The organism is Streptomyces sp. NPDC006879 (assembly GCF_042869595.1).
Classification (GTDB): Bacteria; Actinomycetota; Actinomycetes; order Streptomycetales; family Streptomycetaceae; genus Streptomyces.
Window position 1 is genome coordinate 32,462 of record NZ_JBIAGC010000040.1, and the last position, 24,453, is coordinate 56,914.

The following is a 24,453-nucleotide window of genomic DNA, read 5'->3' on the forward strand; positions in this document are numbered from 1 at the left end:
CCCACCCCCACCCACACTAACACCCCCCCCCCCCCCGCCCCGGGGCGCGCGCCGCCCCCCCCCCCCCCCCCCCCCCCCCCCCCCCCGCAACTGCCTTTGAACCAGTGAGGATCCTCATGTCCCAGATCACCCGCCGCCGCGCACTCGGGGGTACCGCCGCAGCAGTGGCAGCCCTCGCCGTGGCCTTCCCCGCCTATGCCACGTCCGTCGCCGGGTCGCCAGGCGGTCACGACGGTCACGACGGTCACGCAGACATGGGCTCCGACCCGTCGATGCCCGCCTCCTTCGACGAGGTCTACCAGGGCCGACGGATACAGGGCGGCCCCGCCCAGCACGGCGGCGGCCACCACGCGGCCATGGGCCACGAAGGCCACGCTGGGGGCTACCGGGTGCTCATCGACGGCAAGGAACTGCACATCATGCAGAACGCCGACGGAACCTGGATCAGCGTGGTCAACCACTACGAGACGTACGCGAATCCGCGCGCCGTGGCACGGGCAGCCGTCGTCGAACTCCAGGGCGCCACTCTCGTTCCGCTCGCCTGACCGTCCGCGCCCGCACCTGCGCGCGAGTGAACCGCGCACCCCGCACCACTTGGAGAAGCCCGATGACCATACGCAAGAACCAGGCGGCACTGACCGCCGACGAGAAGCGCCGTTTCGTCGCCGCCCTGTTGGAACTGAAGCGCAGCGGCAGGTACGACACCTTCGTCAGCACGCACAACGACTTCATCATGAGCGACACGGACAGCGGCGAACGCGTCGGCCACCGCTCGCCCTCGTTCCTCCCCTGGCACCGCCGCTTCCTGATCGAGTTCGAGCGCGCCCTTCAGTCGGTAGACCCCGCGGTCGCCCTCCCGTACTGGGACTGGACGCAGGACCGGACCACCGCCTCCTCCCTGTGGGCACCCGACTTCCTCGGCGGCACCGGTCGCAGCCGCGACGGCCAGGTCACCGACGGACCCTTCTCCTACTCCGACGGGAACTGGCCGATCAACGTCCGCGTGGACGGCCGCCGCTACCTTCGCCGCTCCCTGGGCTCCAGCGTCAGCCAACTGCCGACCCGCGCCGAGTTGGACAGCGTCCTGGCCATGTCCACCTACGACATGGCGCCATGGAACAGCGCCTCGGACGGATTCCGCAACCACCTGGAGGGGTGGCGCGGCGTGAACCTGCACAACCGCGTGCACGTGTGGGTCGGCGGCCAGATGGCGACCGGCACCTCCCCCAACGACCCCGTGTTCTGGTTGCACCACTGTTTCATCGACAAGCTGTGGTCCCAGTGGCAGCGCCGTCACCCCAACTCGCCGTACCTGCCCGCCGCCGGCACCACCAACGTGGTCGACCTGCACGAGACGATGCGGCCATGGAACGACGTCACCCCGGCGGACATGCTCGACAACACCCCGCACTACACCTACGACACGGCCGCCTGAGACCCACCCCGCCACCTCACCTGGCGCCATCGGCGCGCGGGGCCCGGTCGCGGTGCGCCGCCCGGACCCAACTCGCCCACGAGAGGGCATGGCCCCCCGCCGAAGCGGGGGGCCATGCCGGCGGGCGCCGGCGCATCCCCTCCCTCCTTTCCGAAGGGGGGAGGAACCGGGATCAAGCGGATCCCATGATTCCGGGCCGGATCGAGGCAGGGGTACCGTATGCGCGGCCCGTCCGATCCGGGGTGTGAGACCTTCTTCGAAAACTCCGGCGCGATTGTGGTTATCGGGCCGGTGCCCCGTGGTCTCCCAGATGTTGGGCATCAACGTCGGCCGGGACAGGCAGGGTGAACGGAACATGAGCACACAGCACACATCGGCACTGGTCGTGGCCGCGCAGAGCGGTGACCTCCGGGCGCAGGACCAGCTGATCGCCGCCTACCTGCCGCTGGTCTACAACATCGTCGGCCGGGCACTGAACGGCAGCTGTGACGTGGACGACGTGGTACAGGACACCATGCTGCGAGCCCTCGACGGACTCAGCGGCCTGCGCGCCCCTGAGAGCTTCCGGTCCTGGCTGGTGGCCATAGCCATGAACCGGGTACGCGCGCACTGGCGCGACCGGCAGAACGGGCTGGCCGCAGACGCGCTGGACGAGCACCAGGACCTCGCCGACCCCGGAGCCGACTTCGTCGACCTCACCGTGGTCCGACTGAACCTGGCCGGACAACGCCGGGAAACGGCGGAAGCCACCCGCTGGCTGGAGCCGGACGACCGGGCGCTGCTCTCACTGTGGTGGCTGGAGTGCGCGGGTGAGCTGACCCGCGAGGAAGTCGCCTCCGCGCTGGAACTGTCCCCGCAACACACCGCGGTCCGAGTGCAGCGGATGAAGGCTCAGCTTGAGTCCGCGCGGGTCGTGGTCCGGGCGCTCGGAGCGAACCCGCCCTGCGGTTGGTTGCGGCAGGCCCTGGAGGGCTGGGACGGACGGCCCTCGGCGCTCTGGCGCAAGCGAATAGCCAGGCACGCCCGCGACTGCGCGCAGTGCTCGGGACTGTGGAGCGGCCTCATGCCGGCAGAGGGTCTGCTCGCCGGCTTGGCACTACTGGCTCCGACCGCAGCGCTCCTGAGCGGCATCCACGAGGAGGCGAGCTTCGCCGCCCAAGCGGCCGGCTCCTTCGAGCCGGCGCCGGACGTGGAGACGACCGCGCCGATACAACTCGGAGCGACGCCCGTCCCCACCGGATCCCGGGCAGCGCACAAGGGCGACGGTTCCGGCGTGACGGGCAGTCGCAGCAGCCGCCGGCAGCAGCGGCGCACCTCCCGGCGTCGGGCGGCGGCAGTCGGCGGGGTCACCGCTCTCGCTCTTGGCGGCGGGGCTCTGTACCTGGTCACCACACCGGGTCCCAGCAACAGCGTCATCGCCTCCGATCCGATACCGGCGGCTTCCACCTCGGTCGCCTCCTTGTCCGAATCGACCACCCCACCACCCAGCCCCACGCCGAGCTCCTCCCCGAGCGCGAGCGCCTCACCATCGCCTTCGCCGTCCAAGGCCTCGCCGAGCCCCTCGAAGAGCAGCGCCGCTCCGACGAAGAAGGCGCCGGCACCACGCACCTCCAGCCCCACACCACGCCCTACCCGGACCAGCAGCGGCACCACCCCGTCCGGCAGCACCGCCCAACAAGTCATCACCCTGGTCAACCAGGAGCGCGCCAAGGCTGGTTGTGGGCCGCTGAAGGAGAACTCGCTGCTCCGCAGCGCCGCCCAGAAACACTCCGAGGACATGGCGGCCCGCAACTTCTTCGACCACACCAACCCCGACGGAAAGAGCCCAGGCGATCGAGTCACGGCCACCGGCTACCGCTGGTCGAGCTACGGCGAGAACATCGCCATGGGCCAGCGCGGTGCCTCCTCCGTGATGAAGGCCTGGATGAACAGCTCCGGCCACCGGGCGAACATCCTCAACTGCTCCTTCAAGGAGATCGGTGTCGGCTACTACACGACCGGCGGCGGCCCCTGGTGGACGCAGGTCTTCGGTACCCGCTCCTAAGCCCGGACCCGGGCTTGGCGAAGGGCGGTCCGCGAACGGACGATTCGACTCCCCCGTCACCCTGGACACGGCGGGACGCCGTTCCTTTCGGCGAACCCCGAAGCGTTCTGAGCGGCACCGCCGCGGGCTTCTGTGCACGCCAGAAGCCCGCGGGCGCAGATGCCCGCGCTGACGCGAGAGGCGAGGAGGGACCGTCGAGAAGCGGACGGGCCCCTCGCCTCGGAGTGAGGCCATGTCAGTCGGTATGGGGGCTCATCGGGCATGTGATCGCCCTCCTCCTGCCGGACTGTCGGGTCACCCGCAGTGATCTGCTATGTAGGGCAGTCGGCGCATGTGCCAAGGGCCGGCGCCTACCTGGTTCCTGGGTGCGTGGGCCGAAGCCCCGGGCCACCGCCGGGGATTGCGGCAGATACCAGTACACCAAGGCTCCGGAGTCGAGCGGGACAGGCGCCCTCAGCCTCCTTCGTGCGCCCGGCGCAGGGCGGCCAGGTCGATCTTGACCATGCCGAGCATCGCTTCCGTGGCCCTTCCGGCGCGCTCGGGGTCCTCATCACCGACGAGGTCGATCAGCTCGCTCGGGAACACCTGCCAGGAAACCCCGTACTTGTCCGTCAGCCAACCGCAGGCGACACCTTGGCCCCCTCGGTGAGACGGTCCCAGTAGTAGTCCACCTCGGCCTGATCGGCGCAGCGGATCTGGAAGGAGACCGCTTCGTTGAAGGTGAAGCGGGGCCCGCCGTTCAGCGCGACGAAGGCTTGTCCGTTGAGTTCGAACTCGACGGCCATCACGGAACCGACCGGTCCCGGGCCCGCCTCGGTGTAGCGGCCGATCCGGCCGATCCGGGAGTTCTCGAAGACGGACAGATAGAAATTGGCGGCCTCTTCCGCCTGATCGTCGAACCACAGGCAGGTGGTAAGACCTCCGCCGACCATGAATGCCTCCTCGCGGTGGATCTCCCCGGCCATAGCGCCGCACCGCTCACGACGCCGGTCCGGGCATGACACCCGGTGGGACGGGTTTCAAGAAGGAGACCGTCCAAGGAAGCGGAACTCATCGAAAGACCGCACCCTTCTTCGCGGATTCGCCCGTTCGCACCCCGGGAAGCGAAGGTGCCGCGCCCGCAGCGGGTCCGCTCGAGGAGGAAAAGCTCTCGCCCACGCCGGGCCGGCAGGGGAAGATCGCCTCATGGAGTGTGAACGGATCGCCATGGGTCGTGTCGCCCTGCGTCGACTCGACGAGGGACGGCTGCGGACGCTGCTGGCCGCCGCGGTGCACGGTGCGCGCCCGGAAGAGGCCATGCCGCCGGTGGACGCCCCGCCCGGGTGGAGCAGGCCCCGCCAGGCGGCCTTCTTGGAGTGGCACCGGGCCCGACGCCCAGGGCTGGAAGGGCCGCTGCGTGAGTCGACCTACGCCGTGGTGGAGGACGACCGTGTGATCGGGTCCGTGCGCCTGGCAGGCACCGATGACAGGGACGAACTGGAGTGCGGAATCTGGCTGGCGCGCGGAGCGCGGGGACGCGGCGTGGCCGCGGCGGCGCTGCTCGCCCTTGGCTCCCTGGTCGAGGCCTCGGGCACGGCCCGGGTGCTGGTGGCCCGTACCACGGCGGCGAACCGCGGCGCCGTGCGGACGCTGGAGCGGCTCGGCGCGACCATTCAGCTGTTCCCCGACAAAACCGTGCGGGCACGGCTGTCGCTCATCCGCGAAACACCTTGATGGGCCGGGTGTGCTCGTCCCAAGCCGCCCAGCCGGGTGTCCCTGCCGTTGCGAAGTCCACCCATGCCCGGTGCATTCGGTCGGCTAGCTCCTGTGGTGCACCGGGCCCGGCTAGCCGGATCGAATCCGGGGCCCCGGCCGTGTCGAAGACGAAGCCGAGTTCCAAGGCGTGGCAGGCACCGAGGTCCGGCACCTGGGACTGCCAGGCGAACTCGTACAGGTAGGCAGGCGCGCCCGGCGGCCGGGACGCTGCCAGCCGTCGCAGCGGATCGCGCAGCAGGTGATCGGCGACCATCTGGCCGAGCACCTCGCCGGGCCCCGCCCCAGGGTGGGCCCGCTGGCAGGCGCGGACCGCCGCCGGGCCCCGGCGGCACCGGGCCATGGCAGCCGCCAGTGTGAGCGGGCCGAGGCGGTCGAGTCGGGGCAACAGCTTGGTGGGGGCCAGCCACAGCCGGTGTTCTTGGGTGGTCCACCCCAGCAGCAGCGGGACGTCCACCGCGTCGCCCTCGATGAGGGCCTCCAGCGGGGGGCGGGGCACGGTGTCACCGTCGGAGACGATCCCGAAGGACGGTCCTCCCAGCAGGGGGCTGCTGCGACGTGTCACCTCCCCTTGGGCGTTCAGCAGTGCGGCGCGATCGACCGCCCGGAAGGCAGCCGCCGTCGCGGGAATCCCCAGCCGATCCGCCATCCGGGTGATGATGGCGCGCACCCTGGACCGTGGCAGCGTCTCTGGCGCACCGCTTTGGAGAGCCGCCCGGTGGAAGAGTCCGCGCGCGGCTGGGGACGCGAGCAGGGTGCCGATGCTGATGGCGCCGGCAGACTCCCCGAAGACGGTGACCCGGTCCGGGTCTCCGCCGAAGCCGCCGATGTTCTCGTGCACCCACCTGAGGGCCGCGATCTGATCCCGTATCCCGAGATTGCAGGGAGCGTCCGGGAAGAGGCCGAATCCTTCCACTCCCAGGCGGTAGTTGAGGGTGACGAGGACGATCCCGTCACGGGCGAAGGAGGTGCCATCGTAGACGGGCACCGCCGATGAGCCACGAGTCAGGCCCCCACCGTGGATCCACACCATCACGGGCAGGCGGTCCGCGCGGGAGGGGCTGGGCGTCCAGATGTTCAGGTTGAGGCAGTCGTCACCGGCAATGGCGGGGTCGGCCAACAGCTGGTCGAAGGGCGGACGGTAGGGAACTTTCGGGGCGGTAGGACCGAAAGTCGCGGCCTCGCGCACCCCGCTCCAGGGCTCCGGGGCCGCCGGAGGCATGAAGCGGTGGACTCCGAACGGCGGTGCGGCATAGGGAATTCCCCGGAAGACCGCGACACCGGCGCGCCAACGGCCACGGACTCGGCCGTGGGTGGTGCGCGCCTCGGGGTGTGCACCTGCTGTCGGGGACGCTTCGGGGACCAGGCCCGCGGAGGGGTTCTCGCAGTTCACGATGCCGCCTTCCTGGGCGCGCCACCTCCAGGCCTGGGCGCACCGATCCGTTTATCCCTCCATCTGTATGTACGTCGATACGCACGTGTTCGCCATCCCGCCCCCTGCGCGACCCCGTCTCGCCGTCCGGGCCCAACGGCCCGGCCGGTCCGGCTCGGCGCTCGCCCATCGCGCCGAGCCCCGATGAATCCGCCCGGCGCGCCGCCCGTGCGCGGGGCGGGGCTCGAAGGCCCGGCTTCAGGCCGTCCGGGGGCGGATGGAACGGCCTGGATCGAGGCACCAGCTCAGCAAGGTGGGCCACATCCCGTATCCGGCGTCCATGTCGAGATGCCCCTGGCCGGCCAGGAGGTCCACCGGGATCCCCAGTGGCTCACCGAACAGCGCCGCCGCTCCCTCCGGGGCATAGGGATCGTCGTCGGAGCACACCAGCCGCGTCGCATGGGCCGCCTTCGCGAGCTGCCGCTCCGCCAGAGACGGCGGCGCGAAACCGGAGATCTCCGGGTGACGGTCCAGGACCGACGGGGACGGCGGGGCGACCAGGAGCACGCGGTCCACGGGGGTGGCGATCCCCCCGTCCCGGGCGACCGCGTGCATCCACAGCAGGCAGCCGAGACTGTGGCAGAGGACGGTCCGGCCCCCGGCGGGCTCGGGCGCCATGGCCGCCAGCTCGCGGTCGAGAGCGGAGAGCCAGTGCGTGAGGCGGGGATGATCGGGGTCGGGGAGCTGGGGATAGCGGACCTGGTGCCCGGCAGAGCGCAGTTCGCCGGCCAGCCAGTGCTGCCAGTGCCCGGCGGGTCGCTGGTTCTGCCAACCGTGCAGCAGCAGAAACGAACCGGTGGCGGCGGGGACGTTCACACTCATGTTCACCTTCGCGGGCGTTCAGCGGCGCGGCCGTCAGTAGCGGCGCGCGGTCGGATGGGAGTTACGGACGTCCCGTTGCGGGCGAGGCGCCGCGGTCTGGCGTCGCCAGGACGGCGGCGCGTCGATCGCTTCGACGTCTGGGGGGGGTGCCTCAGGCCGGCAGCAATGCGCAGCGTCTCACCAGGTCGTCCATGGAGAGCCCGAGGGCTTCGGCCAGAGCCGCAACGGTGAAGAAGGCAGGCGTCGGAGCCCGGCCGGTTTCGATCTTGCGCAGGGTCTCGGGGGACAGCCCGGCGCACGCCGCGACGTCGGCCATGCTGCGTGAACCTCGCGCGTCACGCAGCAACCTACCCAGTCGCTCGCCCCGGGCATGCTCCTGCGGAGTCAAGGGATTGCGTACCATCCCACCATTCTAATACCGGTATAGTAATTGGAATGGTGGAACTGAAGTCCCAAGCCTCCCTCAACGCCATGCGCCCGGCCGGCCAGGCCGTGGCCCGGGCCCTCGATGCCGTCCGACGGGCGGCCTCTGTCGGCGTCTCCCTCCTGGAACTGGACCAGGTCGCCCGGGAGGAGCTCCTCCGTTCCGGCGCGAACTCGCCCTTCCTCGGATACCACCCCTCCTTCGCCCCTGTACCGTTCCCCGCCGTGATCTGCGCATCCGTCAACGATGCGATCGTGCACGGCATCCCGAACGAGTACCGTCTGCGCAGCGGCGACCTCCTGAGCGTCGACTGCGGTGCCCTGGTGGATGGTTGGGCGGGGGACGCAGCCATCAGCTTCACCGTCGGAGCCGCCCGCCCCGCCGACACCCACCTCATCGAAACCGCTCAACAGGCCCTGAACGCAGGCATTGCGGCGGCCGTTGTCGGCAATCGCATCGGCGATATCGCGCACGCCATCGGCCGCACCTGCCGAGCGGCCGGCTACGGGATCCCGGACGGTTTCGGCGGTCACGGCATCGGACGCCAGATGCACGAGGACCCAGGGGTACCCAACGAGGGCCCGCCCGGCCGCGGTCTGAAGCTACGCGCGGGCATGGTGCTCGCCATCGAGCCCATGCTGGTGGCGGGAGGCACCGACGACTACCGCACCGACGCGGACGGTTGGACGCTGCGTACCCTCGACGGCAGCCGCGCCGCACACGTCGAGCACACCGTCGCCATCACCAAGGACGGTCCGCGCGTACTGACGAAAGCCTGAACACCCCACGAACGAGGAGACCCCAGACCCGGCTCCGGCAGGCGCAGCACGACCGCCAGGCACCGAGCCGCGGGACAGCCCCTAGAAGCGTCCTGAAGATCTTGAAATCACGCCCGGCTTGTACCGGTTCATGGCGATTGATATTAGCGGGCAATCCGGGGCGAGCCGGGCAGTCGAAGCAAGATCTTCATCGGTCTTCTAGCGGTTGGCTGGCGGATGCGAATCGAGCCGTCACACGGCGCAGAACTCGTTCCCCTCCGGGTCCTGCATCACCCACCAGTGGCCGCCGGGCCCCTGGTCGACCTCGCGGACCCGGCGCGCTCCCAAGCCCTCCAGCCGGGCCACCAGTTCATCGCCGCCACCGGGCTCGCCGTGCACGTCGACATGCAGTCGGTTCTTGCCCGCCTTGCTCTCGGGCACTTCCTGGAAGAGCAACCGTCGCCCCCGCCCGACGCCACTGGTTTCGTCGAAGGGGTCATCGGGGTGCCGGATCGCGGCGTAGCCGCGGAAGGTCTTGCGACCGCGATGCTCCCTGACAGCCCCCTCATCGATGTGGCCGGAGGCCAGCAAGCGCTCGACGAGAGCGCTGGGATCCTCCACTTCGTATTCCAGAGCCGCCGCCCAGAAGTCCGCGAGGGCAGATGCGTCCGTGCAGTCGACGACCAACTTCCAACTCAGAGCCATGCCCCCCACCTTCGACGGTTGACCGCCTGCGTGCAACAGAAGATCCACCCGAGCTTCGACGGTGCCGTCGCTCCGGCACAGGGCCAGGACGCGCCCTGGGCGGTCGGCTCGCACACTCAACGGGGCGCTCCGGCCGGTCACTCCGCGTCACACACAGGGCACTACTCTTGACGTCATGACGATGCGCAGGGGTGCCCGGCTGAATGTGGACGACATGATCGAGGACCTGAGGACGCTGGTTGAAGTGGAGTCACCCTCGCGTGACCTCGACGCCTTGTCGGATTCCGCCGAAACCCTCGCCGCCGTCGTCGAGAACCGCCTCGGCGGACGGGCCACTCTCCTGGCGAGCGCGGGCGGGCCTCATGTCCACTGGTCAGCCGGGGGCGATCCCAAAGTGCTGATCCTCGGTCACCACGACACGGTCTTTCCACTCGGCACCCTCGAACGCCGCCCGTTCAGAGTCGAGGCGGGGCGTGCTACCGGCCCCGGTGTCTTCGACATGTTGGGCGGTCTCGTCCAGGCGATCCACGCAGTGGCGACGCTCAAGGACAGGTCGGGAGTCGAACTCCTGGTGACCGCCGACGAAGAAGTCGGCTCCGGCGCCTCCCGCGCCCTGATCGAAGAACGGGCGCTTGCCTGCGGCGCTGTCCTCGTGGTCGAAGGCGCCGCTGACGGTGGGGCGCTGAAAACGGGCCGCAAGGGCTGCGGAACCTTCCACGTCCAGGTCTCGGGGCGGGCTTCGCACGCCGGACTTGAGCCATCCGCCGGCGTCAACGCCCTGATCGAAGCGGCACACCAGGTGCTGGCCATCGCCGCCCTGGCACGCCCCGATCGGGGCACGACGGTCACCCCGACCGTGGCCAACGCGGGCACCTTGGACAACGTGGTTCCCGCAGAGGCCAGCATCACCGTCGACGTACGGGTCGAGTCGCAGACGGAGACGGAGCGGATCGAGTCCGCTTTCGCGGCGCTCACCCCTCGTCTCGACGGAGCCGAGATCACCGTACGAGGAGGCATCGGCCGGCCCCCGATGCCCCAGTCGGCCTCGGCTGAGCTCTTCACGCTGGCGCGGCAGCTCCTTCCCGACTTGGAAGGAAGGGTGGTTGGCGGAGGGAGCGACGGCAACCTCACCGCCGCGCTCGGGGTGCCCACGCTGGACGGGCTCGGAGCCGTCGGAGGCGGTGCGCACGCCGATCACGAGTACCTGGTGATCGACGCCATGGCCGAGCGGGCACACCTCGTCGCCGAGCTGATCCGGGCCGTCGCGCGCCGCGGGGGAGTTCGGGGACGCACGGCGGGTACGGCCGACAAGACGGGCTCCGCATGATTGATAGTCGCTGACGAACCCCTCGCCTCGAACACCCCCGACGGGGGCCACCGGGCGCTGATCCGCGTTTCGGCGACCTGTCAACTTCCCTCCGCGGCCGTGTCCGGGGCCGCGCGGCGGGGTTGAGCCAGGTGGAGGGCTCCGGGACGGCCCGGGCCCCAGGTATCTCATGAGGTCTTCACATGCGTATCGGCAATTTCTTCAAGTCAGCGCTCGCTCCACTGTCCTTGCTGCTCACCGCCGTGACGGGTGGGTCGGCGCACGCGTCCAACGGTGACTTCCAGTACTTCGGACAGGACGACAAGGTGCACGCCGTGCAGGACTTCGACGGCTGCACGCGCTTCATGCCCGGCGGTGGAGGCGGCCAGCCGGTGGTCAATCACACCGGCCACGCCCTGCTGCTGTTCGCCGACCACTCGTGCCAGGGACGGCCGGTGGCGATGGTCGGAGCCGGCCGGAGCGCACAGGTCCAGCCCTTCTTCGGCTCGGCTCGGGCAACGGTGTGAGCTCGCGCCGGATCGCGACCCGGTGCAGCGGAAGAGCGGCATTCGGCGCTCTTGAGATGTCCGGCAGTCGCTTTCCCCGTGTCGGCCCCGGTCCGGTGCAAGCCCTCGGTGGGCACGGCGGAGCACACCCCGCACGCCGTTCCCTGACGGGCAAGACCGTCCTTGGCGGCGCCCTCGGAGGGTCCCGGGTCACCGGGAAGGCCCAACGACCGTGACCCCGAGGCGACCGGCGCGTTGAACCGCACGTCATGGCCGCAGGTCCTGCGGCTCATTCCTCACGTCTCTCAAGGAGATATCGATGTCGCGTATCGCGAAGGTCGCTGCCGTCACCGCTGCCGCCGGTACTGTCCTGGCCGCCGGCGCCGGTCTGGCCGCCGCCGACGCCGGAGCGAAGGGTGCTGCGGTCCACTCCCCCGGTGTGCTCTCTGGCAACCTCCTCCAGGTGCCGGTGCACGTCCCGGTGAACGTGTGCGGCAACACCGTCAACGTCATCGGGCTCCTGAACCCGGCGTTCGGCAACAACTGCCAGAACCTGTCGGGCCACGACATGCACACCGACGGCTACGGCGGCTGACGGTCGCTCCCCCCGCGTGGGTGGACCACCAAGGACGCCCCTCCTTCCGCAACCATCGGAAGGAGGGGCGTCCTTGTGCGCACCGGCCTTGCGCGAAGCTCCTGCGCGCAAGGTGTGCTGCCGGGGGATCACGCCTCGTAGCGATAGACGCCCTCGTGGCTGAGGAGCTCGGCGGGGGTGACGTCCCAGGGGGGCATCGGCTCGTCGAGGCTGAGTACCCGGCCGTACTGGAGGTCCGCCCGGCCCAGCCTGCGCCGGGGCAGGTAGCCGGAGTCGGGGTGCGCCTGCTGCCAGCGGTCCCAGAGGAGGTCCACGAAGGAGTGGTGTAGCCAGAACACCGGGTCGTTGGGGGCAGTCCCCCCGGTCATGTGGCCGCCGACCCACTGGTGGACCTTGTTGTGGTTGCGCCAGCGTTCGCTGCGCGGGGCCGCCCAGCCCTCCAGCTTGTTGCGGAAACCGCCCTTCGACGCCCGCGAGTCCCAGGGCGAAGCATCGTAGACCGGGTCGTTGATCGCCCACTGGAGTTCCGCACGGGTCGGCAGGGAGATCGGGTTGTGGGGGCGTCCCAGGTTCCGGCTGAGATAGCGGGCTTCGGTCACACCAACGGTGACCGGCCAGTTTCCGCTGCCCTCGGCGAAGGGGCCGGTCATCACCTTGTGGTCACTGTCCCGCCCGCTGCCGCCGAGGAAGTCCTCGGCCCATAGGGAAGCGGCCGGGGTGTTCTCGGAGGTCCAGTCCCAGTACGGGACGGAGACGGCAGGGTCGATCTGCCGCAGGGCCCTTTCGAACTCCAGGAGATAGCGTCGGTGCCAGGGGAAGAACGAGGGGGACATGTGGCCCACACGCAGCCCGTCTTCGTCGTCGGGGCGGAACCAGCGTTGGTGGACGCGTACGAACTCGTCATACTCACCGGTGCGTTTGAGCTCCAGGACGGCGGCCACGAACCTCTTCTTCTGTGAGGTGGTCAGGTTCTTCTGGTTCTGGCGGGTGTACACGGGCGGAGGTCCTTCCTTTCCCTCGGGTCAGCCGTGGTGCGGGTGGCGGGTGAGGGCGAGCTGTGCTGTGCCGATCTCATCGACGGCGGCCCGGGCGAGGGCGAGCGGAGTCCCGAAGGACTCGTAGTGGTTGACCATGCTCATGAAGCCGCCGTCGGCGCGGCGCATGACGTGCAGGGGGCGGCCGTCCACCTCGATGTCGATCCGGTCGCGGGCGCCATCAGTCGTAGCAGCGGTTCGGGTGCCTTTGAGGTGGCGACCCCGGTAGGTCTCCTCGAAGAGCGGCACTGGCGCCGGCCCGCTTTGGCCGGGGCGGGCAGGCACGCGGCTGGCGCGGACGAGCGGGGTGAGTGCTGCGGCCGTGGTGGCAAGGACGGTGGCGACGAACGCGGCGCGCAGGGCGAACCTCCGGGTGGCGGGCGCCGCCGTCGGGGTGGCCCACCGGACGAGTTCGGTGGTCAGGCTCATGCTCGCTCCTTCGACATCGGCTCGTGGGTCTAACGCCGGCGTGCGCCGGGAGGTCACCGGTGCACGGGCACGCGCCGGGTCCGGGGGCTTACGGCAACCGGACGTCCGCGGGCCGGCGCGGAATCGGCCGCCAAAGGGCGGCGCCAGTGGGAGGGGGTGCGGCTCGGCACCACGGATGTCTTGCCGGCTGATGCCTCACTGTGCGATACATGTCTAGACCTTTGATCGGCAGGCTGTCAGAGAGGCAACTACGGTGCGGCTCCTCCGCGTTCTCCCCTGCACCGCGTTGGCGCTCTGTTGGGCCGCCCTGGTCGCCTGCGGACCGCCCGCGGACACCGAGCCCCCACCGACGCCCACCGGTTTGACCGTGTACGCGGGCAGTTCGTCCTCAGCACACGTGATGTGGGACATGGCGCCAGAGCGGGACGGAGTCAGCGCCTACGAGGTCTACCGGGACGGCGCTCGCGTACGGGAGGTTCCCGCCACCAAGCACATGGTCGACGTGGCCGGGCTGACCCCGGCCACGGAGTACCGATTCGCCGTTCGGGCGAGAGACGCGGCCGGTAACCTCTCACCGCTGAGCGTCGGGGTCAGCGCCACCACGCGGGCGCACGCACCTCGGGACACCGGGCCGCCGACCCGGCCCGCACGACTCACCGGCAAGGCCGTCGGCGCCCGTGCCGCGGAGCTGTTCTGGGGCAAGGCCGAGGACGATGTGGCGGTGACGGCCTACGACGTCTACCAGGCCGGGGTGCGCATCCACACGGTCGACGGGCGCCAGAGTCACACCCGCATCACCGGGCTGCGGCCGGACACTGTCTACACCTTCACGGTGCGCGCCCGGGACGCGGCGGAGCAGTCCTCCACGGACAGTCCCGCCGTGGACATCACCACGGCGACCGCATCGGGGCAGGGTCCGAGCACCGCGGTGGCGGGGTTCGAGGCGACGATGCGCCCCGGTGCCGACGGCGCGGTCGTGGAACTCTCCTGGTTGCCACCTCGCACCCAGGGCGAGGTGCGGGCTTACGAGCTGTACTCAGGGGATCGTCTGATGACCACGGTGCACTGGGGTGAGGGGGCGGCGCCGAAAGGGCGGGCGACTTACCTGATCACGGTGACGGAACCACCGGGGACGGTGTGGAAGCTGAAGCTACGGGCCCGGCTGCCGGATGGAACCTGGGGTTCCTTCTCAGCCGTCCGCACGATCACGCTGGGCGGGAGCTGAGGATCGGCATCCTCGATGGCCGAGCGGGTCCGGTATCGGCAAGGGCCAGGTCCGAACCTTCAGGCGAAGGATAAGTGCGTATTCCAACCAGCCATGCGCGGGATTCAGTCAAGAACGATCACAGAGACCACAGGAGGGGTGACACTAGGCCAGAATCGGGCGCCGTGCTGGGGAATTTGCCGTCGGAGACGACGAGCTTCGTGGGCCGGGCCGTGGAACTCGGCAGGCTGGGCGGTCTGCTGGAGGCCGGGCGACTGATCACCTTGACCGGAGTGGGCGGGGTGGGCAAGTCCAGACTCGCGCTGCGCACCGCCCGCAAGGCCCGGTCCCGCTACCGTGACGGGGTCTGGTGGGTGGATCTCTCCCCACTGCGCGACCCCCGGCTCCTGGCGGTCCTCATCGCCCGGACCCTGGGCCTGGTCGAACAGTCCGCCCGCACGGCCAACGAGGACCTGTGCAGTTGGCTATCCGACAAGAACCTGCTGCTGGTGCTCGACACCTGCGAGCACCTGGTGGCCGAATGTCGCCACCTGGTCGCCGAACTGCTCCAGTCCGCACCGGGGCTGTCCATCGTGGCCAGCAGCCGACAGCCCCTGGGGTGCAAGGGCGAGTTGGTGTGTGAGGTCCGTCCACTGCCGGTGGACGGAACGGACTGCGATGCGCTGCGCCTCTTCCGCGAACGAGCCCGTGCCGTGCTGCCCCGACAGGACCTTCGCGATCCACGGTGGACGGGAGCCGCCACCGAGGTCTGCCGACAACTGGACGGGATTCCGCTCGCCCTCGAACTCGCGGGCGCCCGGCTGCGCATGTGGACGGTGCAACAGGTGGCAGAACGCCTGGGCGGGCGCTTCGAGGTGCTCTCGGACCCTTGGATGTCCCGTCCGCAGCGCCACCGCACGATGCGGACCGCGATCGGCTGGAGCCACGAGCTGTGCCAGCCATTGGAACGGCTCCTCTGGGCACGCCTTTCCACCTTCTCCGGGGACTTCGACATCGCATCGGCGCAAGCCGTCTGCTCAGGCGGGCCGCTGGGTCCCACAGAGGTGGAGCAGACGCTGGCGGGACTCGTCGGCAAGTCCGTGGTACGACAGAGTGCGGCCGGGCCGCCCGCACGGTTTCGGATGTTGGACACCATCCGCGAGTACGGCCGTCACTGGCTCAAGGAGCTCGGCGAGGAGCACGTGGTCGCCGACCGCCACGCCCGCCACTACGCGGCGCTCGCCCAGCAGGCCGAGGGGCAGTGGCTCGGCAGCCGGCAGCTCTACTGGGCGGACCGGCTCAGCGCCGAGCACACCGACCTGAGGACCGCACTGGAGCACCTGCTGGCAAGCGATCCGGCGCAGGCTCTGGAGATGGCCGCGGACCTGTGGTTCCACTGGTTCTGCTGCGGGCACCTGCGCGAGGGACGGCAGTTCCTTGAGCGGGCCCTGCGGTCGGGCCCGACGGAACCGAGCCAGGCCCGGACCCGTGCCCGGTGGACGCTCGGCATCACCGCCCTCCTCCAAGGCGACCTGGCGACGAGTCTGGGCCTGGGCCACCAGTTGGTACGCGAGCGGGAGCATGAGCCCAAGCGGCGCGATGAAGCCCACGGCAGACGGCGTCTGAGCCAACCCGCACGCCACGCCGCGGAAGCCGAGCTCCGGGCCGCCCACCTCCTGGGCACCTCCCTCCTGATGCCGGGCGACGCCGCCAGCGCCCTGGAGGTGACCCGCGGGGCCCTGCGGGCCGCTCCGCAGGGGCTGCACCGCACCTCCGGCGGGCTGCTCTGCCGGCTCGCGACCTCGTACGCCCTGTGTGCACTGGGCCGGAACGAGGAAGCCGCGTCGGAGGCAGGCGCACTACGGGAAGTCTGCGCGGCGGCGGGCGAACACTGGATGCGGGCCTACGCGGACTACATCCTCGCCCTGGCGGCGCTGGCCTCCGGAAAGCCGCAGGTGGCCGCACGCCATGCGCGCGCCATGCTGGCGGCGAAGCGGCTCCTGCGTGACAGCTTCGGGATCGCGCTCGGACTGGAACTGCTGGGCGCGGCGATCGCCACGCAGGGCGGGGGCGAGGAGGCGGCCCGCCTACTGGGCGGCGGTCACGCCTGGTGGCGGGCGGTGGGGCTGCCCCGGATGGGCTCCCCCTCCCTGGAAGCGATCCGCGCCTCGGCCGAACACAGCGCGCGGTCCAGCGTCGGGGACCAGGCCTACGAGCGCGCCTTTCGCAGCGGTGTGGAAGCGGCGGCCGGATGGTGACCTGGCGCCGGCTCTTGGGCCCCCTGGGCTCAAGAGCCCGGGCGCGCCAAGCGTTGCTCCTCCGCGCCGGCGGCCACCAGGATGCCGTCCAGCAGGCCCGGGAACAGCCTCTCCAGGTCGCTGCGGCGTAGGTCGTTGAGTTTGGCGGTGCCTCGGTAGTGCTGGCGGATGACACCGCTCTCGCGTAGGACCCGGAAGTGATGGGTGGACGTCGACTTCGTCACCGGCAGCTCGAAGGCCGAGCAACCGAGCGCCACCGGACCGGGCGAGGTGGATTGCCGCTCGGCCTCCGCCAGGGCACAGACGATCTGACGGCGGATCGGGTCGGAGAGGGCGTGGAGCACGGCGTCCAGCCTGATCTCGGCGAGCTCGGGGTGGGCGAGTCCGCGGGTGTTCACGGCTGTGCTCACTGTGGTGTCACGTCCTTCACGTCGCTCGTCGCTGCCATGGGGCGGCTGCTTCTACTCCATTGTACGAGGATCTTCGTAGTTTGACAGATGACGTACTACGACGGCTATCGTACTTACGTGTACGGGCAGCCTGCCGAAGGCCGCCGCGTTTGGAATGGAGCCTGCCGTGAGCAACCTTTTCGACCCCTTCACCCTGCGTTCGGTCACCTTCCCCAACCGGATCTGGATGGCTCCCATGTGCCAGTACTCCGCCGCCCCCCAGGGGCCGGAAGCAGGCGCCCCCCAGGACTGGCACTTCAGCCACTACACGGCCCGGGCCGCGGGCGGCACCGGACTGGTCATCGTCGAGGCCACCGCGGTCTCCCCCGAGGGCCGTATCAGCCCCTATGACCTGGGCATCTGGAACGACACGCAGGTTGCGGCCTTCCGCCGCATCACGGACTTCCTCAAGGGGCAGGGCACCGTCCCGGGCATCCAGATAGCCCACGCGGGGCGGAAGGCCTCCACCGAGCGCCCCTGGAAGGGCGGCGCCCCCGTGGGACCGGAGGCTCACGGCTGGCAGCCCCTTGGCCCCAGCGCCGTCCCCTTCGCCGAGGGCCACCCGGTGCCCACTGAACTGACGCCCAACCACATCCACCAGATCGTGCGACAGTTCGCGCAGGCCGCCGGCCGAGCGCTGGAAGCAGGCTTCGAGGTCGCCGAGATCCACGGCGCCCACGGCTACCTGATCGGCGAGTTCCTCTCGCCGCACTCCAACAAGCGCACCGACTCCTACGGGGGCTCCTTCGAGAACCGGGCGCGGTTCGCCCTGGAGGTCGTCGACGCCGTCCGCGCGGTCTGGCCCGAGCACCTCCCGCTGTTCTTCCGGATCTCCGCCACCGACTGGCTGGAGGAGAACGGCTGGACCGCCGACGACACCGTCCGCCTCGCCGGGTTGCTCAAGGAACACGGAGTGGACCTCCTGGACGTGTCCACCGGCGGCAACGCCGCGGGCGTGCGCATCCCGGTCAGCCCCGGCTACCAGGTGCCCTTCGCCGAGCGGGTCAAGCGGGAGGCCGACCTGCCCGTGGCCGCGGTCGGCCTGATCACCGAACCGGAGCAGGCCGAGAAGATCCTCGCCAACGAGGAGGCGGACGCCGTACTGCTGGGCCGCGAGCTGCTGCGCGACCCCTACTTCGCCCGGCGCGCCGCTCGGGAACTCGGCGCCGAGGTGGCCACTCCGGTCCAGTACCACCGTTCCTGACAGCTGCCCCGCGGTGCCTGGCAGATCAGCACACGGGATCAGAACCGGTGCACCGCGGGGTCGAAGGGGCGCTTCGGGGCACGTAGTGGGACGCCCCGGCCGGCCTCGCGTACCGGCGGGAGTCCGCCGCAAGGACGCTGGGCCATCCGGGGCATACCGGCCCGCACCGGCGTCCCGCCCGCCTGAACGGAGCTACCACCGGGCACTGATCACGGTCATGAAATACCTGGTGCGGGACAAACTGATCGCCGTGGGCGACGACTACTGGATCGAGGACGAGGAAGGCCGCCACGCCTTCCTCGTCGACGGAAAGGCGTTGCGCCTGCGCGACACCCTGGAGCTCAAGGATGCGCAGGGACAAGTGCTGTTGACGCTCCGTGAAAAGGTGTTCAGCCTGCGTGACACGATGACCCTGGAACGCGCGGGAGCCCCTCTGGCATCGGTTCGCAGGAAGCGCCTGTCGTTGCTGCGCAACCACTACCGGGTCGACCTGGTCGACGGCACCGAGCTTGACGTGAGCGGGCGCATCCTGGACCGGGAGTTCAAGGTGGAGTACCAGGATGAACCGCTGGCGCTGATCTCCCGCAAGTGGTTCCGGATGCGCGAGACCTATGCGGTCGACGTACTACGGCCCGAGGCCGACGCCTCGTTGTTGCTGGCCGTCGCGGTCTGCGTGATCCGGATGGCGGAGCGGGAACGGGAGTCGGCCTGACTGCGACCGAACGAGGGGCCGGCGGCTCCTTTCGGACCCCCTCGGCGTACGGCCCGTCCCCCCTGGCGGTGGGGGACGGGCCGTCGTCCTGGGCGGCCCTCGCGTACCACCCTGACGGACTTTGACATTCCCCTGCGCGTTCCTCCACACACCCCATCGGGATCTGCGAATTCTGACAGAGCCCTGAATCGAGGTGTGTTGAACGGCGCGTGCGGTCCCCACAGACTTCACAGACAAGATCTGCCTGACCGGCGGACGCGCACGCCCAACCGTTCTTCTCGGGGGAGGACTTCATGATCTCGCGTAGGGCCGCCTTCAAGGCCGGCATAGGCCTGACCACGGCCATCGGCGGTGCCGGGCTCCTGGTTCCGGCGCTCGAAGGAGTCGCGGCGGCCTCCGACCTCGACCCGAACAGCATCGAGAAGTTCCAGGTGGCGATGCCACGGCCGAAGGTGCTGCGACCGACCTTCTCCACCGGGCTGGCAAGCTACTACACCGTCACGATGAGGGAAGTCGCCCGGGAGATCGTCCCCGGCAAACCCACCACCGTGTGGACCTACAACGGCCAGTTCCCCGGCCCGGTGATCCGGGCACGCTCGGGTGAGCGGGTGGTGGTGCGCCAGATCAACCGACTGTCCGTGCCGACGTCGGTGCACCTGCACGGCGCCCATGTGCCGCAGAGCAGTGACGGCGGCCCCATGGACCTCATCGCCCCGCACGGCGGTCAGAAGGTCTACACGTACCCCAACCACCAGTCACATGCCAACCTCTGGTTCCATGACCACTCCCACCACACCGAGTCGGAGAACGTCTTTCGTGGGCTCGCCGGGTTCTACCTGCTCACCGACCACACCGAGCGCCGACTGAACCTCCCCCGCGGCTCCTACGACGTGCCGATCGCGCTGCGGGACGCGCGCTTCGACGCCGAGGGTCAGTTCGTCTACGTCATGGGCGACTTCCTCAAACGCAGCGTGATCCTCGCGAACGGCAAGCCCTGGCCCTACTTCGACGTCGCCGCCCGCAAGTACCGCTTCCGCCTCTTCAACCAGTCGAACCAGCGGTTCTTCACGCTGCGCCTGTCCGACGGCTCACAGATGCAGCAGATAGGCACGGACGGCGGCCTCCTCCCCGAGCCCTACGCCACCTCGACGGTGTCGCTCTCCTCAGGTGAACGCGCCGACGTGGTCGTAGACTTCTCCCGCTACCCGGTGGGCACCACGGTCGAGCTAGTCAACAACGACACCGGTCCGGCCGCTCAGGTGATGCAGTTCCGGGTGACTCGTCGGGCCCACGACCGCAGTTCGGTGCCACCGGTGCTGCGCTCTCTGCCCGCCCTGGCGAAACCGACCGTGGAACGGTCGTTCGTCCTGAAGATGGACGAGGCGGTGGGCCCGGACACCAAGGCATGGATCAACGGGAAGGTCTACGACCACCAACGGATCGACACCGAGATCCAGTACGGCGCCACCGAGGTCTGGACGGTCTCCAACGCCAACCAGCGGGCGCCGCACAACTTCCACCTGCATCTGGTGCAGTTCCGGGTACTGGAACGCAACGGCATACCGGTGACCTCCGGCCCGGAGTTCGGGCTCAAGGACACCGTGAAGATCATGCCCGGCGAGACGGTGAAGCTCCAGGCGACCTTCACCGGATACCGGGGCACCTACCTCTATCACTGCCACATGCTGGACCACTCCGCGATGGGCATGATGGCCAACATGAAGATCGTCTGATCCAGTACGCCTTGCTTCGGCGTGTCACTGCGTGCTGCGCCGAAGCAGGGCGAGTTCCTCCCTAACCGCCTGGGCCAGCGGAGCGAGGTCCGGTACGGCCCCGCCGTCGGCGAGGAGCCCGAAATGGACCGCCCCCCGGTAGGTGGACACCGCCACCGCCAAGGACTGCCCTCGGGCCAACGGTGCCAGCGGATAGACCTGTCGCAAGGTGCTGCCCCCCAGTGAGAGACCGATACCGGGCAGCGGCACGCTGGTGACCAGCACGTCATAGAGCAGCCGGGCCGCCTGGGCGACCACCGGCCCGCCGAGGCGGTGCCCCAGCGCCGGCACATGGTCGGCCAGCAGTGCCACCGCGCCCGCGCCGCGGGCCGGGCCGGCCTCCTTGTTGCGGTCCATGTCCGCGCGGACGGCGGCCAGTCTTCCCAGCGGGTCCGGGTTGCCCACCGGCAGCCGGATCAGGTAGCCGGACAGCCGGTTCGCGCCACCGGCTCCACCGTTCGGACGCCGTCGGGAGACGGGGATCAGCGCACGGGGGGCGACGTCCCGCACGGGCTCGCCCCGGGTCTGGAGCCAACGCCGCAGGGCGCCGGCCACAACGGCGATCAGCACGTCGTTGACGGTTCCGCCCGCGCTCTTGCGGATGAGGTGGACCTCGTCGATGTCGAAGCGGACACCTGCGATCGTCCGAGTCCCACCGACCGCGTCGGCAATCAGAGCCGCCGGTGCAGTGCTCGGCAGTCCCGCCCGGGCGACGGCGGCCCCGATCTCCAGGGCCTGACCAACGTCCTGCATGCGGCCGTGCAGGCGGGAGAGCAGCGCGCCGGGTAGCCGGCGCGGGTCGGGCAGGAGCAACTCGGGGGTGACAGCAGGGGAGGACTGCGCGGGTACGGTCCTGTTCGCCGGGCGTCGGGGGGGCGTCCGCTCAGCGCCCTGGTCGAAGAGGGTGGCGGCGAGGGCCAGGGCGCCGAGACCGTCTGCGAGCGCATGGTGGAACTTGAAGAGGACCGCGAAGGGAGTGCCGACCCAGGCGGCCGGGTTGCGGCCCTCAAGGACGTACGCCTCCCAGGGTGGGCGCCCGCGTTCGAGCGGGCGGGCCATCAGCTCGCCGGCGACGGCGTACACGTCGGGGTCGCTGCGACCGGCGGGGACGAGGTGGATGTGCCGGGAAGGGTCGAAATCGGGATCCGGCCGCCAGGCTGCGGCGCCGAGCGGGAAGAGGACGTCGCCGATCCGGCGACGCAGCTGGGGTACCTCGGCGCAGCGCTCCGCGAGCAGACGGGCGGCGTGGCGAGCGGCGCCGGGACGGTTGGCGGTGAAGTGGCCGAGGGCGCCCAGATGCATGGGGTGGCCCTCGGACTCGATGTGCCAGAACGCTTGGTCGAGCGGGGAGAGGAGTTCGGTGGTCACAGCGTGCAGTGAAGCGCTTGCAACCAATCGTGTTCAAGTAACTTACCGTTACCAGTTGATTTCGTTCGTTGATGATCGGCCGAATGGGGTGTGGGGACCGGGGAGCGAGCACGGGGCCCGGGGTGAGGTGCACACTGGCCGGAGCAAGTCAGTCCGCATCCGTGGAATCGGGGCGCAGGACTCCGGAGGTACCGATCATGACCGACGTGCTACTCACCGTGGGCACCCGCAAAGGACTCTTCGTGGGCCGCAGGCGCCAAGGCGTGTGGCAGTTCACGGAGCCCTGCTTCCAAGCGCAGGCCATCTACGCCGTCGCGATCGACAGGCGTGGACCGCAGCCCAGGCTGCTGGTCGGCGGAGACAGCACGCACTGGGGGCCATCGGTGTTCCACTCCGACGACCTCGGGGCGACCTGGAACGAGCCACAGCAGCCGGCGGTGAAGTTCCCCACGGACACCGGGGCCTCGCTGGAGCGGGTCTGGCAGCTCCATCCGGCCGGACCCGCCGCCCCGGACGTGGTCTACGCGGGTACCGAGCCGGCGGCGCTCTTCCGCTCGACGGACCGGGGCGAGAGCTTCGAACTGGTACGGCCCCTGTGGGAGCATCCGACCCGCTCACGTTGGGTTCCGGGCGGCGGGGGCGAGGCCTTGCACACGGTCATCACCCACCCGCGCAACGCGCAGGCCGTGACAGTCGCCGTCTCGACCGCGGGCGTCTTTCGCACCCGCAACGGGGGCGAGGACTGGGCGCCCTCCAACCGTGGCGTGTCAGCGGTGTTCCTCCCCGATCCGGAGCCACCGGAGTTCGGCCAGTGCGTCCACAAGATCGCGCAGGATGCCGGGAACCCGGACCGCCTCTACCTGCAGAACCACTGGGGTGTCTACCGGAGTGACGACGCGGGCGCCCGGTGGACGGACGTGGGGGGTGGGCTACCGTCCGACTTCGGCTTCTCCGTGGCCGCCCACCCGCACCGCTCGGGCGTGGCCTACCTCTTTCCGTTGAACGCGGACTCCGACCGGGTTCCCGCCGAGCGCCGTTGCCGGGTCTTTAGGACCACGGACGCGGGGCAGAGCTGGCAACCGCTCGCTAAGGGCCTCCCGGAAGCCGACCACTACGGCACCGTGCTGCGGGACGCGCTGTGCACCGACGACGCCGATCCGGCAGGGGTGTACTTCGGCAACCGCAACGGCGAGGTCTACGCGAGCCTGGACGACGGGGAGAGCTGGCGGCAGTTGGCCAGCCACTTGCCGGACGTGCTCTGCGTCCGCGCAGCGGCGCTGTGAGGGGAGGAAGCGCCTGGTCCCCTCCTCCAGTCGTTCAGTCCTCAGCGGGTGGGCCCGGCTCCTCGTGCGTGGAGCAGTGGATGCCGCCGCCACCGGCGGCGATGGCGTCGATCCGGACGGGAACCACCTCGCGCTGCGGGAAGTGTTCGCTCAGCAGGCCCCGGGCCCGGTCATCGGCCCTGCGATCGCCGAACTTCGGCATGAACACGGCGTCGTTGGCCACGAAGAAGTTGGCATAGGTGGAGACGAACTCCTCCCCCTCCCCGGTGATCCGATCGGGGTCCGGCTGCGGCAGGTCGATGACCTCAAGGCGCCTGCCACGCGCGTCGGTGGCCTGGGTGAGCACGGACCTGGCCTGGTCGGAGGATCGGGACCAGGAGTCCGGCCGCGTCCCTGGGAACGCCTTGTCGAGCAGCACCACGCCGGGTTCGGTGAAGCGCACCAAGCTGTCCACGTGTGCGTCGGTGATGTCCTCTCCGCGCACTCCGGCCAACCAGATCACCTTCTCGACGCCGAGGTCCTCCTTGAGTTGGGCTTCGATCTGGCCACGGGTCCTGCCGGGGTTGCGGTTGTCGTTGACGATCGAGCTCTCGGTGACCAGCAGGGTGCCTTGGCCGTCGGTTTCGAAGGAGCCGCCCTCGGCGACCAGGGGCGACTGGGTGCGGGGTAGCCCGAACCGAGCAAGCAGCGTCCGTCCCACCGTCGCGTCCTGAGTGTGTTCCTGTTTACCGCCCCAGCCACTGAAGTTGTAGTCAACTCCGGTCACCCGTCCGCCCTCCTCCACGAACACCGGCACGGTGTCCCTGGCCCACAGGTCATCGACGGCGAGCGGAATGACCTCCACCTGTGCACCGCAGGCCCGTTGGTGTGACTGAGCGTCGTAGTTGTCCAGTTGAGCGTGTGGGCGGGCAGGGTAGCGCTGGCGCGAGGTGACGAGGCGGTTTCCGGTGATCTCGTAGTT

At 70.0% G+C, this 24,453-nt stretch carries 23 protein-coding genes and 1 pseudogene; 14 read left to right on the forward strand and 10 right to left on the reverse strand.

Going from position 1 to position 24,453, the window contains the following annotated elements:
* Positions 1–116 precede the first annotated feature (116 nt).
* The 3 genes from ACFYMC_RS23905 (at position 117) to ACFYMC_RS23915 (ending at position 3,479) form a co-directional block, all read left to right on the forward strand.
* Positions 117–545, forward strand: coding sequence for a tyrosinase cofactor (locus tag ACFYMC_RS23905; protein ID WP_388528673.1), 429 nt, complete (start codon positions 117–119; stop codon positions 543–545).
* Positions 546–607: 62 nt separating this feature from the next.
* The gene (locus ACFYMC_RS23910; protein WP_388528675.1) at positions 608–1,435 is read left to right on the forward strand and encodes a tyrosinase family protein; all 828 of its coding nucleotides are present in this window, start codon (positions 608–610) and stop codon (positions 1,433–1,435) included.
* A 355-nt stretch (positions 1,436–1,790) separates the two neighbouring features.
* The gene (locus tag ACFYMC_RS23915) at positions 1,791–3,479 is read left to right on the forward strand and encodes a sigma-70 family RNA polymerase sigma factor (protein WP_388528677.1); all 1,689 of its coding nucleotides are present in this window, start codon (positions 1,791–1,793) and stop codon (positions 3,477–3,479) included.
* Between the two features lie 453 nt (positions 3,480–3,932).
* Here ACFYMC_RS23915 and ACFYMC_RS23920 read toward each other — a convergent pair.
* A pseudogene (locus ACFYMC_RS23920) lies at positions 3,933–4,411 on the reverse strand (VOC family protein).
* 253 nt (positions 4,412–4,664) lie between these two features.
* Here ACFYMC_RS23920 and ACFYMC_RS23925 point away from each other — a divergent pair.
* Positions 4,665–5,192: a GNAT family N-acetyltransferase gene (locus ACFYMC_RS23925; protein ID WP_388528679.1), complete on the forward strand. Its 528-nt coding sequence runs from the start codon at positions 4,665–4,667 to the stop codon at positions 5,190–5,192.
* Here the strand turns inward: ACFYMC_RS23925 and ACFYMC_RS23930 are convergent.
* The 3 genes from ACFYMC_RS23930 to ACFYMC_RS23940 form a co-directional block, all read right to left on the reverse strand.
* Positions 5,173–6,597, reverse strand: a complete 1,425-nt coding sequence (locus tag ACFYMC_RS23930; RefSeq protein WP_388528715.1) for a carboxylesterase/lipase family protein — start codon at positions 6,595–6,597, stop codon at positions 5,173–5,175. The genes ACFYMC_RS23925 and ACFYMC_RS23930 overlap by 20 nt on opposite strands.
* A gap of 264 nt (positions 6,598–6,861) precedes the next feature.
* Entirely contained in the window at positions 6,862–7,485 is a 624-nt protein-coding gene (locus tag ACFYMC_RS23935) for an RBBP9/YdeN family alpha/beta hydrolase (RefSeq protein ID WP_388528681.1), read from the reverse strand.
* Positions 7,486–7,636: 151 nt separating this feature from the next.
* Positions 7,637–7,888, reverse strand: a complete 252-nt coding sequence (locus ACFYMC_RS23940; protein ID WP_388528683.1) for a helix-turn-helix domain-containing protein — start codon at positions 7,886–7,888, stop codon at positions 7,637–7,639.
* Positions 7,889–7,920: 32 nt separating this feature from the next.
* Between ACFYMC_RS23940 and map the strand changes: the two genes are divergently transcribed.
* Entirely contained in the window at positions 7,921–8,688 is a 768-nt protein-coding gene (gene map / locus ACFYMC_RS23945) for a type I methionyl aminopeptidase (RefSeq protein ID WP_388528685.1), read from the forward strand.
* Between the two features lie 231 nt (positions 8,689–8,919).
* On the opposite strand, the gene ACFYMC_RS23950 is transcribed toward map, so the two are convergent.
* A complete protein-coding gene (locus ACFYMC_RS23950) occupies positions 8,920–9,372 on the reverse strand; it encodes a VOC family protein (RefSeq protein ID WP_388528687.1) in 453 nt (150 codons plus the stop codon).
* Between the two features lie 175 nt (positions 9,373–9,547).
* On the opposite strand from ACFYMC_RS23950, the gene ACFYMC_RS23955 reads away from it, so the two are divergent.
* The 3 genes from ACFYMC_RS23955 to ACFYMC_RS23965 all read left to right on the forward strand — a co-directional run bounded on the left by ACFYMC_RS23955 (position 9,548) and on the right by ACFYMC_RS23965 (position 11,779).
* Positions 9,548–10,699, forward strand: a complete 1,152-nt coding sequence (locus ACFYMC_RS23955; RefSeq protein WP_388528688.1) for a M20 family metallopeptidase — start codon at positions 9,548–9,550, stop codon at positions 10,697–10,699.
* A 182-nt stretch (positions 10,700–10,881) separates the two neighbouring features.
* Entirely contained in the window at positions 10,882–11,205 is a 324-nt protein-coding gene (locus ACFYMC_RS23960) for a hypothetical protein (protein ID WP_388528689.1), read from the forward strand.
* A gap of 298 nt (positions 11,206–11,503) precedes the next feature.
* Entirely contained in the window at positions 11,504–11,779 is a 276-nt protein-coding gene (locus ACFYMC_RS23965; protein WP_388528691.1) for a chaplin, read from the forward strand.
* A 128-nt stretch (positions 11,780–11,907) separates the two neighbouring features.
* On the opposite strand, the gene ACFYMC_RS23970 is transcribed toward ACFYMC_RS23965, so the two are convergent.
* Positions 11,908–12,774 carry a tyrosinase family protein gene (locus tag ACFYMC_RS23970; RefSeq protein WP_388528693.1) on the reverse strand — a complete coding sequence of 289 codons (867 nt, stop codon included), beginning with the start codon at positions 12,772–12,774 and terminating at the stop codon, positions 11,908–11,910.
* A 27-nt stretch (positions 12,775–12,801) separates the two neighbouring features.
* Positions 12,802–13,242: a tyrosinase family oxidase copper chaperone gene (locus ACFYMC_RS23975; protein ID WP_388528695.1), complete on the reverse strand. Its 441-nt coding sequence runs from the start codon at positions 13,240–13,242 to the stop codon at positions 12,802–12,804.
* Positions 13,243–13,495: 253 nt separating this feature from the next.
* On the opposite strand from ACFYMC_RS23975, the gene ACFYMC_RS23980 reads away from it, so the two are divergent.
* Both ACFYMC_RS23980 and ACFYMC_RS23985 read left to right on the forward strand, forming a co-directional pair.
* On the forward strand, positions 13,496–14,467 hold the full coding sequence (locus tag ACFYMC_RS23980; RefSeq protein ID WP_388528697.1) for a fibronectin type III domain-containing protein: 972 nt from the start codon (positions 13,496–13,498) through the stop codon (positions 14,465–14,467).
* Positions 14,468–14,631: 164 nt separating this feature from the next.
* Entirely contained in the window at positions 14,632–16,704 is a 2,073-nt protein-coding gene (locus ACFYMC_RS23985) for an ATP-binding protein (protein ID WP_388528699.1), read from the forward strand.
* Between the two features lie 29 nt (positions 16,705–16,733).
* On the opposite strand, the gene ACFYMC_RS23990 is transcribed toward ACFYMC_RS23985, so the two are convergent.
* Positions 16,734–17,114 (reverse strand): ArsR/SmtB family transcription factor, encoded by a 381-nt coding sequence (locus tag ACFYMC_RS23990; protein ID WP_388528701.1) that lies wholly within the window; start codon positions 17,112–17,114, stop codon positions 16,734–16,736.
* A gap of 166 nt (positions 17,115–17,280) precedes the next feature.
* Here ACFYMC_RS23990 and ACFYMC_RS23995 point away from each other — a divergent pair, with 166 nt between their 5' ends.
* The 3 genes from ACFYMC_RS23995 (at position 17,281) to ACFYMC_RS24005 (ending at position 20,802) form a co-directional block, all read left to right on the forward strand.
* Positions 17,281–18,357, forward strand: a complete 1,077-nt coding sequence (locus ACFYMC_RS23995) for an NADH:flavin oxidoreductase/NADH oxidase (protein WP_388528703.1) — start codon at positions 17,281–17,283, stop codon at positions 18,355–18,357.
* Between the two features lie 217 nt (positions 18,358–18,574).
* Positions 18,575–19,069: an LURP-one-related/scramblase family protein gene (locus ACFYMC_RS24000; RefSeq protein ID WP_388528705.1), complete on the forward strand. Its 495-nt coding sequence runs from the start codon at positions 18,575–18,577 to the stop codon at positions 19,067–19,069.
* A 293-nt stretch (positions 19,070–19,362) separates the two neighbouring features.
* Positions 19,363–20,802 carry a multicopper oxidase family protein gene (locus tag ACFYMC_RS24005; RefSeq protein WP_388528707.1) on the forward strand — a complete coding sequence of 480 codons (1,440 nt, stop codon included), beginning with the start codon at positions 19,363–19,365 and terminating at the stop codon, positions 20,800–20,802.
* A gap of 24 nt (positions 20,803–20,826) precedes the next feature.
* On the opposite strand, the gene ACFYMC_RS24010 is transcribed toward ACFYMC_RS24005, so the two are convergent.
* On the reverse strand, positions 20,827–22,209 hold the full coding sequence (locus ACFYMC_RS24010) for a wax ester/triacylglycerol synthase family O-acyltransferase (RefSeq protein ID WP_388528709.1): 1,383 nt from the start codon (positions 22,207–22,209) through the stop codon (positions 20,827–20,829).
* Positions 22,210–22,406: 197 nt separating this feature from the next.
* On the opposite strand from ACFYMC_RS24010, the gene ACFYMC_RS24015 reads away from it, so the two are divergent.
* Positions 22,407–23,492, forward strand: a complete 1,086-nt coding sequence (locus tag ACFYMC_RS24015; protein WP_388528710.1) for a WD40/YVTN/BNR-like repeat-containing protein — start codon at positions 22,407–22,409, stop codon at positions 23,490–23,492.
* A 34-nt stretch (positions 23,493–23,526) separates the two neighbouring features.
* On the opposite strand, the gene ACFYMC_RS24020 is transcribed toward ACFYMC_RS24015, so the two are convergent.
* Complete coding sequence (locus ACFYMC_RS24020; RefSeq protein ID WP_388528717.1) at positions 23,527–24,444, reverse strand: agmatine deiminase family protein; 918 nt, start codon at positions 24,442–24,444, stop codon at positions 23,527–23,529.
* Positions 24,445–24,453 lie beyond the last annotated feature (9 nt).